The organism is Pedobacter jaeyakensis (assembly GCF_054461315.1).
Genome location: NZ_CM136921.1, coordinates 575,081 through 588,318, shown reverse-complemented (window position 1 = coordinate 588,318; position 13,238 = coordinate 575,081). Strand labels below are relative to the sequence as shown.

Sequence of the window (13,238 nt, the reverse complement as noted above, 5' to 3'; positions counted from 1 at the left end):
GGAATGGAGACTATAAAAAAGAATTTCGATTTTGTTGACACAATTAGGTGTTTATCTATGATGGGTATTGTGTTTGAACATACAGAAGTTTTTGGGGCGGCTAATTATGGGTCTTTTTATACCAGTTTTGCGCAAGCGGCAGTTATGCAGTTCTTTAAGTTTGCAACGATTGCTTTTTTTCTGATTGCAGGTTTTCTGATCAACCATAAATTTGTTGATTACACAGCCGTTCAATATTTAAAGAACAGGCTTAAAAGTACTATTGGTCCATGGGCATTCTGGCTTAACATGTTTATACTGATAAATGTATTGGGGTTACTGTACGTTGCTTACTTCAAATACAATGGTGAACGGCATATGCCATCTCCTTTTATGGACTATTTGGGTACGGAATATTACAACGTAATATTTACGACAAGTTTTTGGTTTATCCCAAACTTCTTAATCTGTATTGGGATATTGCTGGCTTTTAAAAAATACCTATACAGCTTGCGATTTGGGATAATACTTGGTTTGGCTTCTCTTTTTTATAGCGTTAATTTACATTACGGGTGGATTCGCACTCAGCATACTACTGCTTTATTCGGATTTGTCTTTTTCTTGTGGCTTGGCGCTCTTATGAACAGGCATATAGATGAAGTATTTGCCTTCATTAAGAAGACCTCATATATATGGTTAATTGGATTAACGACAGCATTATTTATACTATCCAATCTTGAGATCGTTTATCTGAAGTCTGTGGGCAGCGAGGATGCTTATAATACCTTAAGAATAACGAACATATTATACTCGCTATCGTTCTTCGTAATTTTATTAAAAGTTGGATCTATAAATCAGGTGAACAGGATTTTTCAACCTCGTAAAACCACGTATGGAATTTACCTGTTGCACCAAATTATTATACTTAAAGTGCTTTCGGAAATATTCAGGCCCTTCAACCTGCAAGTTTCTACGATGACATTGGTGGAAGCGATTTTATATAGTGTTGGTAGGTACGTTCTCACTTACTTTATTTCCTTTGTAATCGTTAATTTAATCTTAAAAACTAAACTTCGTTGGTCTATTGGCTCGTAGTTAGAAACTTACTCTTTAGCCATCGTTTGAATTTTCTTCGTAAAAGATTGTGCTTTCTCCACCTTTCTTCTAAGCTGAATTCTCTTTTAAAAATGTCGTAATCCGCTTGCTTTTCTGGTAATATGAATTTTGGATAGATGATTTCGTATATATCTTCTAAAGGTACATTTTCGTATATATTTTGATCAGTATGCGTATGCGTGGCATCAGGTCTGTATCCAATGTTTTTTATTAAACTAACATTTGGGTTTATGGACAAACCATAGTGGAGGTAATTAATAATTGTTAATTGGAAATCCCAGGTATCTATCTTACCTGACTTTAAGGCATTAAAAGTATCTACCCATGAATCGACTATGAAACGATCATCAAAGATTTTAGTGAACTGTGTTCTTATGTCTTGTTCAGAATAATTCTTAAGGTCTTTATCATAGTCTTTCCACGCCCTTCTCCAAGTAGCCCAACCCCAAACGCCTGTATTGTTTGAAAAGAAAATTGAACCATCACCCCATTTTTTCCCTAGCTGTAGATTGCTCCCCGTGATGTGACGTACTCTACTATCTTCTCTATATTTTTCTAGCAATTCGTCACAGAAGCTGAAAAAAGATGGAGCAGGTAGACAGTCATCTTCGAGTATTATACCTTCGTCTTCATGATCAAAAAACCAATCAATGGCTGAAGAAACAGCCTCTTTACATCCTAAGTTTTCGGTTCGAAAAAGTGTTTTTACCTCACATTTCCAGTCAACTTTAGAACTGACTTTTCTAGCTTTATCACATAAGTCTTTTTCAAGTGGCTTATCTTTTCTTGGTCCATCTGCTGCTATGTAGAGCAAATGCGGTCGTGCTTCTCTGATCCGTGCAAATACCTGATCTGATAAATCGGGTCTGTTAAAAACTAACAAAAGTACAGGAGATTTAGTATGATAATTTTTCATTCAATTATTTGATATTGCCTGAAGTTTAATGTATATGCATATGTGATTTCAAGATTTAATAAACTCTTGAATTTTGAGTGAGATTGGGTCCGGATTTTTAGTTGGTGAGAATGCGAATACTAAGACGTCTCTTTGTTTTTGTTTTTCTTTTGACGACCCCGCAATCAAAATTCTTAATTTGGTGGCTAAAATAAGTCTGAATTTACTGAAAATGTTTTTATTGTATTTTAGTCTAGTTTTTATTGCCAAAGCATACTTATCTAAGACTTGATTACTTTCCTGAAGACCCTCAAATAGCTTTGTCCTATATTCAACAGTTAGCCTGTTTGCAGGCATGTAGTGCGTAAATTTAAGCCTAGAATCGTAGTATAATTTATACCCCTTTAAGATTAGTCTTTGGCAGTATTCAGAATCTTCGCCTGCAGTGAGTTTTTTCCCCGATCTCCCAATGAGTAGTGAAGGAACATTTCTATAAATTTCTTTATAAAGCTGTGTTCTTGTTCCCATACCAGCACCCCACAAATGGCCTCTTTCAGTGACATCTCCGCTCGATCTGCCCTGATGCCCAACTGCATATCCAGCTTGATGGTCTTCAAACCAATTAGGCAATTCGCCAGAATATGTGACTGCTATGCTTTGTCCTCCAACAGCCCCGATATCTGGATCATTTTTAAGTATATCATATACATTTTGGATATAGTCCTCCTCCAACCAATTGTCATCATCACAAATGACAAAAAATTCAAACTTAGCTTTAGATAACCCAAGTTGTAATGCATTGATTTTTCCGGGATTATTTTGTTTCAATAATGTTAAATTAACTGCTTTTACTTCATACTTATTCCATTCGATTTCGGCTATTTCAGCGGTATTATCAGTTGAAGCATTATCAATTAAGATAACTTCCCATCTAATTCCATTTTCTACTTTTTGCTTAGACAAATATTCAAGAGTTTTTGGAAGCCTTTTGGATCCATTGTACGTACAAACTAGAACAGATATTCCCGTTTCCATTGTTAATTATTTTTTTCTTTTTATACCTTTTCTGAAGTCGTCCCATAAGGCGATGACTTTCAATTTATTGATATTCGTTTTTGGTGATAAAGAAGTATTGAATAGGTTTTTAATTATTAACCTGTTATTTTGATCTATACTATCTTTCACTTTCCAGTAATCAATAAATTTTTTCTTATATATTTTATAATAGGTACGCTCATCAATAAGCCTATCATTGTACATGATGTTAATAATCTTCAGTTCCTCAATAAAATTTAGTCCGCTTTTGTATGACTTTCCACTAACGTCGTTATCATGCTTACGGAAATAATTAAGGAGCTTTGCACTTATGTGAACTTTTCCCATTTTCGCTAAGTGAACCCATAAATACCAGTCTCCACAAAACTTGAATGATATTAATTCATTCTCGGATATCAGGCTGAATTTATCTTTTCTCCATAATGCCATGCTAGCATTGAAAATTGATACTGAAGTAGACATATATTTCTGGATAAAATTATGACCATCAACTAGTTCAGAAAGGACTGGATGGATGGACTGAAAAATAATTTTACCATCATCATTAAGGCAGTATGATTGGCAATAGCTTATAATACAATCTTTATCTTGTTCTATACCATTAATAAGTGTTTCCAGTAAAGTTGGTTCACACCAGTCATCACTTTCTGCAATCCAAATGTATTTTCCAGCTGCTAACGTTACGCCTTTCTTCCATTGCTTAAAGGTACTGCCACTATTTTGTTCATTGAAAATGATATGCGAAACTTTTGGATTGTCTCTATAACCATCTAAGATTGTAACGCTGTTGTCAGTTGAATGGTCATCTAATAGAATGAGCTCAAAATCCTGATAGGTTTGGCCTAGAATAGTGTCAATTCTCTTATTCAGATACTTTGCGTGATTGTAGTTGGGTACTATTACTGAGACCTGTGGCATTTGCAATGATCAATTTTGTAATTGTTCTTATCGTTTAATCTCAAAAAACACATTTTAATTTTTATTCTTGGGTAAAAATATCAAAAGTATGCTGATGAACCCTTTTAAAAGTTTCCAAGTAAAGCTGTGCTTCTTAATAATAAGTAGCTGCTTTCCCCTTTTTGATTGGAGGAATCCAATGTCTTTATAATCCTCCTTAAATGCAGAGAAGTATTCCTCGATAACCATGTTTCTTTCATGATGCATTTTCGGATGGTTATTGATATCTGAAGACAATCCCTCCGTGTCATAGTTGCTGATGATCTGATCTAAGTGATGTGTACGAACATTGAGTTTACAGATCGCATAAATAAAGAATTCCCAATCAGAAATGATGGAATATTGTTCGTTGTAATAAAAGACATCCTCAAATAAGGACCTTTTGATAAAACTGGCCTGATGAGAGATGCTGTGTTCTAAAAAGAAAGAGAAAGTTAGTTCATTTGGAAAGGATCTCCTTGTTTTTACATCATTTTCAACGTATATGATATCGCCGTAATAGATATCAGCACTTCCAATCATAGCTTTCTTTGCTTGAAAAAGGGTATTTTTTTGATGAAGGGTATCGCCGCTATTTAAAAACAACAAGTAATCGCCCGTAGATTTTCTAATGCCCTTGTTCATTGCGTTATAGATACCTGTATCCGCTTCACTTACCCAATAACTGAAGTGTTCGGCGTTTTCTTCTATTAGTTGTCTACTGCCATCGTTACTATCTCCATCAATAATGATGAATTCAAAATCATTTGAGGTTTGATTTAAGACACTCTCTATGGTCTTTTCCAAACCTTGCCGATTGTTATAATTTATAGTAATGATAGATAGGCTACTCATCAATAGTATCAAATAAGAGTTTTAACATTCGTGTCACTGCGGCTGGGGCATAATCTGATATAGCTTGTATAGAGTTGTCTCTAATTTGGTTCCAGAGTACTTCTGAATTGTACAACGTTAAAGCCTTCTCTGCAAATTCCTCAGTGGTATTTGCTAAAAGTACATTTTTGCCGTCATGTAAATCCATTCCTTCTACTCCGATATCAGTTGATATTACTGGCAATCCAAATTCCAGACTTTGTCCTATTTTGCCCTTCATTCCAGCTCCATATCTTAATGGAGCAATAAAGATTTTGTTGTTATTAAAGAATGGGGAGACATCATGGATATAGCCGGGCACTGAGATATTTGGCGCGCTAAATCCTTGAATTTCAGGAGTAGGATCACTGCCAAGTAATGTTAAATGTATTGTTGGGTCTGTTTTCCAGATCATCGGCATGATGTCGTTAACAAGCCACCTTGCGGCGTCGATATTTGGGGTGTGTTTATAGCCTCCAATAAACAGAAGTCCTTTTCGATTAATGAATTCAGGTTGTTCTTTCTCGACACTACTATAGTGAACATTCGGAATCACAAAGACGTTATTGATGCCTTCCTGCTTCAAAGTATCCTTTTCAACTGCAATAACAGTTATGGTTGCATCGCTTTTTTTTGCCAAGCTTAGTTCTATGGACTTAGTTTTTAAAGCCTTGGCCTTTAACTTTTGGTTGTGTTCGTTCGCTGCCTGCCTTAGCATCCTGAGGTAATGAAGGTCTACCGTGTCAAATATTTTTTTTGTGTTGATGTTTAAAATGTTTTGATATTTTTCATTGAGGGCAGGCCGTGAAATCCAGGCATAATGAATACTATTTAGCTTCGAATTGAGTTTCTTGATTAAATCGTTTTTATTTTCGAAGTGGAGGATTTCAATTCCTATACTTTGAAGGTCTGTGGCATAAGGTTGCGTAAGCTTTCCATCATCCGGCAGGAAGATTATGTTTAGATCCAGCGACTTAAAAAGTTTTAATAATTCAAACAGGCGTTTAGAGCCTGAAGATTTATCATGGTAGGGAACATAGTCGTCAATTACCAGAATAGTTTTTTCAGCCCCTATTATGGGTGTCTTTGGAGGTTGCCTGGAGAAAAAAAATGAAGCTAGTTTTTTAATAATTTTTTTCATCAGCGTATACATTCTTTAACTATAAATCGGATCTTTTTATAAAGCGACTTACGCCTTGCGTAGAAAAACGTATTTGCATTTGCAGTAAGCAGTTTAAACAAATTCAATGAAAAATTCTTTTGAGCCAGTTCGTGGTATCCTTTTAATAGTTCTGTTATTAATTGCTTAGTTTCTTCGCTATTTAATTTATGATCCTTAAAGATACGAAGGTTGTTAATCCTTTTCTGCCTGCCTGTGGTTTTATCATTACTGGTAGAGCTTGTTGCATGGCGCCTATGCTGAACTAAGGATTGATTCGTAAATGCTAATCTGCCAAGATTTGCAGCGGTATATCCCATCCACCAATCATAATATAAATCGTTTGGGAATGGGGTTATATAGTTTAAAAGTTCCCTGTTTATCAAGCAAGCATGGCCTGAAACGCAGTTGTCATATAACAAGTATTGCTCACATTTGCCGGCTACAAAATTATGATTGTCACTTATTTTTTTCTCACTTAATTTTCCTTCAATGATTAATGCTGAATCATGGTAAATAAGTAAGTTCTCTCCAATTTTTTGGTATAGAATGGATAGTTTATCGTAATGCCATACATCGTCCTGATCTGCAATAGCGATAAATTGTCCATTGCAAAGTGAAAGCGCTTTTTGGAAGTTTTTGTTGAAGCCAATGTTTTCTGTGTTTTTAAAAAGCTGTATTTGGGGATATTCTTGTTTAAACTTTTCAAGTAATTTCCAGGAGCCATCTGTGGAGGAATCATCTACAATAATAACTTCCATGTTTTTGTAGTCCTGCCTAAGAATGGAATCCAATTGTTCCGCCAGATAATGCTCACCATTGAATACGCAGAGCGCTACAGAAATGAGGTCATCAGCCATTGTTTCTCCTCTTCTTAATGCCATTTATCATCCTAACAACAAACAAAGATATTGGGTTGGCGAGCAGTCGGCCAAAATAAGACCCGGAGAGATGGAATACAGTTGATGGAGATTGTATCCACCTGTTCCTAAAAAAGTGGTTGTATTTATTGATCAGCTTTTCTCTGATTGTATAAAAGGACTCATCTCGGTTTCCGTAACTTTTATGGGTCAAATTAAATGAGATGGCATAGCTGGTAAATCCACGTAACTCTGCATTTAAGCAGAGGTCTGTTCCATACAAATGGAAACCGGAAAGATTGTTCGATAAGGCCAATCTTGAGGAGTTCTTTACCAAGATAAAGTTCTCGTCAAGAGATGATACTTTTAAAGGGAAGGTGCCTTTATGTTTAAATACATCATTTGGATAAGAGATATGATAAACTATATAGTTTGGCCCCGCTGCACCAGCGTTTCCGCAAACTGCCCAATTTGGGTCAATATCATCCAGGTTCTTTAAGTGTTGATCAAGATCAGACCTTCTGTCTTTATTAATTAGCAAATCCTGGTGGCAGAGGATCACATATTTTCCTTTGGCCCGTTCTAAAAGGATATTAAGTCCTTCAAATGCATCAACGCTATTGCCGGTTGAATTGTCGATATACAAAAACTCGCAATCGTCTGTCTGAAAGCCCGCTTGTATAAATGACTGGACCATTTCCTGATATTCTTCTATCTTGGTAGTAAGTGTTCCTATTGAATATTCAAATTCATAGGTGCAATTGTTTTCTACCTGATTTAGAAAAGAAAAATCCATATTAACTACTGAAGGTTTGCATGTTTATTAACCTGGCATATAGACCACCCTGGGCCATCAGTTCCACGTGTGTCCCTGTTTCTTTAATTTCCCCATTGTCGAGTACCACAATAACATCTGCGTGTTGTATAGTGCTAAGTCTGTGGGCAATTACAATAGAAGTCCTATTTTTCATTAAGTTATTTAAAGCTTCCTGAACCAGTTTTTCAGATTCGGTATCTAAGGCAGAGGTAGCCTCATCTAATAACATAATAGGGGGGTTAGCCAATATCGCTCTTGCAATAGAGATTCTCTGACGCTGACCGCCGGACAGTCTTCCACCTCTATCTCCTACAAATGTTTGATAGCCATCCTGAGTATTTACGATAAACTCGTGGGCGTTGGCAATCTTAGCGGCAGCGATGACTTCTTCTTCGGTAGCTTCTGGTTTTGAAAAAGAAATATTATTGAAAATGGTATCGTTGAAAAGGAAAGATTCCTGGTTTACGATACCCAGCTGGTCTCTAATACTTTCAACAAGAAGATCTGAATACTTGTGTCTATCGATCGTGATAGTGCCATTTTTTGGGTCGTGAAAGCGGGGTATCAAATCCATTAATGTGCTTTTTCCACCACCAGATGGCCCGACAAGTGCTACAGTTTGGCCTTTCTTAACTTCGATTGAAATGTTTTTAAGGATTTCTTTTTGTCCGTAATCAAATGAAACATTATGAAGTACTAATGCATTATTGAAGCCATCTAATTTTACGGCATCAGGCTTGTTAACAAGCTCCGGCTTTGTATCTATCATTTCTAACACCCGTTCACCTGCCGCGATTCCAGAATGTATCCCGCTAAATGCCTCGGTTAATGCTTTTACTGGCTGCATAACCTGTGAAAAGGCTGCTATGTAAGCAATGAAATCTGCTGGTTGAAGGGCTCCAGATTGTTTATTTATGATGAGTGAACCGCCGTAAATGACAATGCTAACGACTACCAATACACCTAAGGATTGTGATACTGGTGAGGCTGACTGTTGCCTGCGGACCATTTTTCTAACCAAATCAGAATAGAATACGTTTTCCTGATGAAATTTATTTTTTATCCTCTCCGTAGCATTAAATGCTTTAATAATCTTAATTCCGCTTAAAGATTCATCTAAAAAGCCGATCATCTTTGCAAATGATTCATGCGCTTGGGTTGCCTGCCTCTTAAGCCTTTTTACGATCTTGCTAATGATAAAACCTGAAATAGGGATGACCAATAAAGAGAATAATGTGAGCTTAATTGATATTGATAAAAGAAGGAACACGTAAAAAAGCAACTGAACGGGTTCTTTAAAAATTACCTGTAAGGTGTTGGTAACTGAAAATTGAACTACCTGTACATCTGATGCAACCTTTGAAATGATGTCGCCCTTACGTTCATTGTTAAAGTAACCAACTTGTAGGTCCATCACATTATTAAATACAGTTTTACGGAGATTTAATAAGGTATGAACACGTAAATCTTCCATAAAACGCTGGCTGAAATACCTGAAGAAGTTTGACAGCAATACAGATACAAGTATAACTGCACACACGACAATCAGTGTGTCATTTTTGCCATTAGTTACTATGGAGTGATTAATATATTCCCTGAATTTGGAAAGAATATCTATTGAAGATGTTACTTTATCCTGTAAAGAAGGTGCCTTATCACCCGCAAAGAGTGTATCCAGCAATGGGGATAATAGGGCAAAGTTGAATGTATTAAAGAAAATTGCAAGTAGCGTGGTGATTACATAAGGTATTGCAAACTTTTCAATGGGCTTGGCAAAAGAAAGTAATCTGAAATAAGTTTTCATTAAATGAATTTAATGAGCAAAGTTACATTTTCTTATTCAATCCTTTAATAGGTTACAACAGTTCAATAGATTTGGATTGCACAGACGCATTGATCACATCAATTATAGAGTTTGCGTTTCTAGTTGACTGATATTTATTTTTTAGTGTAGCTATGTTTTTTCTTGACTGCTTAATCAAAGGAAATAAAGAAAGATAGTTGTAATAGCTTTTGAGTACCCAGAAATTCCCAAGGATAATTTTTGGAATCAACTCAAATAACACTAAATAGATAGGCCATACGATCGCTCTGACTCCACTTAAATGGATGGAATTAAATATGAACCGGTTTCTGAAATAGATTTTCTTAATAAAATCAGATTTGATTTGAGTTTTGGTGCTACCGCTCACTTGGTGGTAGCACAAGGCGTTATGCTCGTAATAACATTTCCACCCCAAAAGCCAAGCCCTGGTACTTAAGTCAGAATCTTCAGAAGAAAAAGGAGAGTAAATTTCATCAAACCCCCCAAGCTCTTTTAGTTTAGCCGTATTGACTAAAGCATTCGCTCCAGATAAATAGGCCGTATAAACTTCATGGTCATCATTTTTGCTGCTGTAATAGAACTTATTTGCTTTTAGCCGTGGGCCTTTGTAAAATAATATCCTTGCAGCATCTTCAATATGCGATCCATCTGCGCTCATTATTCTACCCATTACTCCGAAAGTATCTTCTTTTTTAAAATACTGCCATTGATTTTTAAAATAATCTGGGTCAAGTTTTACGTCTGAATTAAGCAGAAGGGTTAACGTATATTTTGCCTTTTGGATGCCGTGGTTGCAGGTATAGCTAAAACCTCGATTTTCATCATTTATTAAAAGCGTTACTTCTGGGTAGTTTTGTGTTAAGAAGGCGATACTTGAATCGTTAGAACCATCATCAATCACGATCACTTCGTAAATGGCCATTGAGTTCTCCAGCGCTTTGAAAACAGAAGGAAGATATGCTTCAAGAAGATGCCTGCCGTTGTAGTTAGGAATGATAACAGAAACACTATTTTCCATAAAGCATCAAATTTACTTATTGAGTTTATATTATTGTATATTATTTATGCAGGTAAATATCTTCTACCTTTTTATAAAAGTAAGATTTGAGATGAGTGTTATAAAAACATTGCTACAAGGTATTGAACAACGTGATTTTTTATCTCTAGCTAGAGGTTTGACTTTGGTAGAAAATGAGCTTTCCGGAAGTGAAGAATTTTTACAGTCCTTAAGTATTAAACGTAATATTCCAATCATAGGGATAACTGGGCCTCCTGGGGCCGGAAAAAGCACTTTGGTTAACGCGCTAATTGAGCAGATGGTAAGCTTGGATAAAAATGTTGCTATTCTTGCGGTTGACCCAACATCTCCTTTCAATTTTGGATCGCTGCTGGGCGACCGGATTAGAATGGGAGCACAGTTTAATAATCCTAATGTGTTTATTCGTTCTGTTGCAACGCGGGGATCTGTAGGAGGGTTATCTGCTAAAATTATTGAAATGTGTGATGTGCTGAGGGCTGCTAAATTCGACTATATAATTGTTGAAACTGTTGGTGTGGGTCAATCTGAAATTGAAATTGCCGGCTTGGCCGATAAGGTTATTGTTGTGCTAGTTCCAGAGGCGGGAGATGAAATTCAACATATCAAATCTGGATTGATGGAAATAGGAAATGCCTTTATTGTAAATAAATCAGATAGAGAAGGAGCGGATACTTTTGCTAACAACCTAAAGAAGATGTTGCACCAACGTGAGGATGTGGTTCCAGTTATTAAAACAATTGCAGACAAAGGGCTGGGTGTGGATGAACTATTTAGATGGATATCAGATGATTCACGGGTTACCAACGATAGACGTTTGCTCCTGTATCTTGAAAAAGTTTACAAGCTGATTCAAAATGCAAGGATGAAGAATGTTGATAGGATAGAATTGAAGCAAAGGCTGATCAATGCTTTAGACAAGAGCGATTTCAACATATATAAATTCGTTGAAGCTTTTGAAAAAGAAGCCTAAGCAATTCTTTTGTAATTTTTGTACTCGGCCAATCTGATACCTGTAAGCTGATAGAATTTTTCTAACAACTTTCTTCTCAGACTTAATTTTTTCTTGAGTTTCGTGGGATCCAAACTAAACTTCCAATTTACAGATTGAATCTTATTTTTCATAGACTTAGGATGAGTACCAGAAAATGAAACAAGACTATCCGCATTACCATAATCAAATTCAGCAGTGTCTGGCACAACTTCAGTTTTTGCATTTTCATCATAAAATGTATTGAAGTTTTGCTTTTTTCGGACCAAACCTGCAGGGGGCTTGACCCACCCATAATGGTTTATGTGAGCGTCAATCAGTTTAACTCTTATTTTTCTTCCATCAATGCGAAAACCTTGCGCATCTCTATAAGATTTTACGGGCAGATTTCTCCTAACGATTCTTATCTCTCTTCTATACCATCGCCTAGATTCAGCGATAAAATCGTATGAGCCATAAAAATGATTGTACTTAAATAAAAGGCCTTCAATATCTTTTTTATTCAAGCAGCTCTCCATTTCCATCTTTATTAATGGCAGGTCATTTTCATGTACAGCTTCATCCCCCTGGATATAAAATGCCCAATCCGCGTCTTTAGAAATAGCATCGAAAGCTTTGTCTGTTTCTGCGGCGAAAACGGCACCTCCCTGTTTTAGTGTTTCATCCCAAATAGTATCGATAATTTTTATTTTATTGGAGCCAATATTTTCAATGAGTTGCCTGGTTTGGTCGGTCGATTTCCCAACGGCAACAATAAATTCATCACATATCGGGAGTATAGAATTTATAGCCTCTACAATTGGATAGTCGTTTACAACAGCATTTCTGATGAAAGTAAATCCAGATACCTTCATGTTTTTTCGGAGAACCGTGGTGGTAGTTTGAGCCTTTTTCCAATGCTCACCTTTTTCGTATAATAGTTTATTCAGAAAATATTTGAATTTTAAATGGCCATTGTAATCTATGCCTTCAATCCGGAAAGGAATATTTCGATCTTCTTTTAGACAAAGAGAAATGGCATCTGTGAAAACACTCGGCCCTGTCATTCTGTGTACGTCGTTCGGGTAAGTATTGTCTTCAAGATTTTTTATAACCAGCTCCATTGTTTTTTTCATAAATGGATGATTGGGCTCGAATATAAGTGCCCATTGTACATACAGATTAGGATTTCTTTCTGTAGAGATTACTGCCACATCGTCTGATTTTATGAAGTTTGACAGCTTTCCTTTTATGTCACTATCTATGTCAAGGTATATGCCTCCTTTTTTTAAGAGTACCGCATACCTGAAAAAATCTGCTTTTGCTGCACCTATTTGGATTTTTTTATAGAGGTGGAAAATATGTGCATCAAATTCTTTCGCAATAAAATTCTCTACTCTGGCGTCATCATAGAATTCATACAGATACTCAGGGTTTTTTTTTCTGAACCTCGCGATATGCCATCTGGTTAATGGGGGTAATGCAGAAGATTTAAAAGTCTGATGAACAATTTTAGGAATAGACATTGTAAATTTTTATGCTGCAAAAGTATTGAAATTATAAGTACGATCAGAAAGTGTCTAAAAAACTAGACTAGCAATTATATAAGAATATACATTTCTGATTATTCTTATAAGTTAAATAAAATTTGCAAATTGTTACGTTTTTATATTTGTGCCTGTAATAAGTATCAAATTTGGCTAATTCTTACATTTT

General features: G+C 35.9%; 12 protein-coding genes. 2 read left to right on the top strand and 10 right to left on the bottom strand.

Annotation, left to right across the window (positions count from 1 at the left end; genetic code table 11):
* The first annotated feature begins 3 nt into the window (after window positions 1-3).
* Window positions 4-1,074 (top strand): acyltransferase family protein, encoded by a 1,071-nt coding sequence (locus ACXZ1K_RS02715; protein WP_458971847.1) that lies wholly within the window; start codon window positions 4-6, stop codon window positions 1,072-1,074.
* Here the strand turns inward: ACXZ1K_RS02715 and ACXZ1K_RS02710 are convergent.
* From ACXZ1K_RS02710 to ACXZ1K_RS02670, 9 genes are read right to left on the bottom strand one after another with little or no spacing between them, the layout of a single operon-like run.
* Complete coding sequence (locus ACXZ1K_RS02710) at window positions 1,061-2,011, bottom strand: nucleotide-diphospho-sugar transferase (RefSeq protein ID WP_458971846.1); 951 nt, start codon at window positions 2,009-2,011, stop codon at window positions 1,061-1,063. The genes ACXZ1K_RS02715 and ACXZ1K_RS02710 overlap by 14 nt on opposite strands.
* 48 nt (window positions 2,012-2,059) lie before the next feature.
* Entirely contained in the window at window positions 2,060-3,025 is a 966-nt protein-coding gene (locus tag ACXZ1K_RS02705; RefSeq protein WP_458971845.1) for a glycosyltransferase, read from the bottom strand.
* A 6-nt stretch (window positions 3,026-3,031) separates the two neighbouring features.
* Window positions 3,032-3,964, bottom strand: a complete 933-nt coding sequence (locus ACXZ1K_RS02700) for a glycosyltransferase family 2 protein (protein ID WP_458971844.1) — start codon at window positions 3,962-3,964, stop codon at window positions 3,032-3,034.
* Window positions 3,965-4,018: 54 nt separating this feature from the next.
* Window positions 4,019-4,837: a glycosyltransferase family 2 protein gene (locus ACXZ1K_RS02695; protein WP_458971843.1), complete on the bottom strand. Its 819-nt coding sequence runs from the start codon at window positions 4,835-4,837 to the stop codon at window positions 4,019-4,021.
* The gene (locus ACXZ1K_RS02690; protein ID WP_458971842.1) at window positions 4,830-5,996 is read right to left on the bottom strand and encodes a glycosyltransferase; all 1,167 of its coding nucleotides are present in this window, start codon (window positions 5,994-5,996) and stop codon (window positions 4,830-4,832) included. Before ACXZ1K_RS02690 ends, ACXZ1K_RS02695 begins: the two co-directional genes overlap by 8 nt.
* The gene (locus tag ACXZ1K_RS02685) at window positions 5,996-6,898 is read right to left on the bottom strand and encodes a glycosyltransferase (RefSeq protein WP_458971841.1); all 903 of its coding nucleotides are present in this window, start codon (window positions 6,896-6,898) and stop codon (window positions 5,996-5,998) included. Before ACXZ1K_RS02685 ends, ACXZ1K_RS02690 begins: the two co-directional genes overlap by 1 nt.
* On the bottom strand, window positions 6,867-7,670 hold the full coding sequence (locus ACXZ1K_RS02680) for a hypothetical protein (protein WP_458971840.1): 804 nt from the start codon (window positions 7,668-7,670) through the stop codon (window positions 6,867-6,869). Before ACXZ1K_RS02680 ends, ACXZ1K_RS02685 begins: the two co-directional genes overlap by 32 nt.
* Window position 7,671: 1 nt before the next feature.
* A complete protein-coding gene (locus tag ACXZ1K_RS02675; RefSeq protein ID WP_458971839.1) occupies window positions 7,672-9,495 on the bottom strand; it encodes an ABC transporter ATP-binding protein in 1,824 nt (607 codons plus the stop codon).
* A gap of 52 nt (window positions 9,496-9,547) precedes the next feature.
* Window positions 9,548-10,534, bottom strand: coding sequence for a glycosyltransferase family 2 protein (locus ACXZ1K_RS02670; protein ID WP_458971838.1), 987 nt, complete (start codon window positions 10,532-10,534; stop codon window positions 9,548-9,550).
* Window positions 10,535-10,625: 91 nt separating this feature from the next.
* Between ACXZ1K_RS02670 and meaB the strand changes: the two genes are divergently transcribed.
* Complete coding sequence (gene meaB / locus ACXZ1K_RS02665; protein WP_458971837.1) at window positions 10,626-11,525, top strand: methylmalonyl Co-A mutase-associated GTPase MeaB; 900 nt, start codon at window positions 10,626-10,628, stop codon at window positions 11,523-11,525.
* Here the strand turns inward: meaB and ACXZ1K_RS02660 are convergent.
* Window positions 11,522-13,048, bottom strand: coding sequence for a glycosyltransferase (locus tag ACXZ1K_RS02660; RefSeq protein WP_458971836.1), 1,527 nt, complete (start codon window positions 13,046-13,048; stop codon window positions 11,522-11,524). The genes meaB and ACXZ1K_RS02660 overlap by 4 nt on opposite strands.
* Window positions 13,049-13,238: the final 190 nt, after the last annotated feature.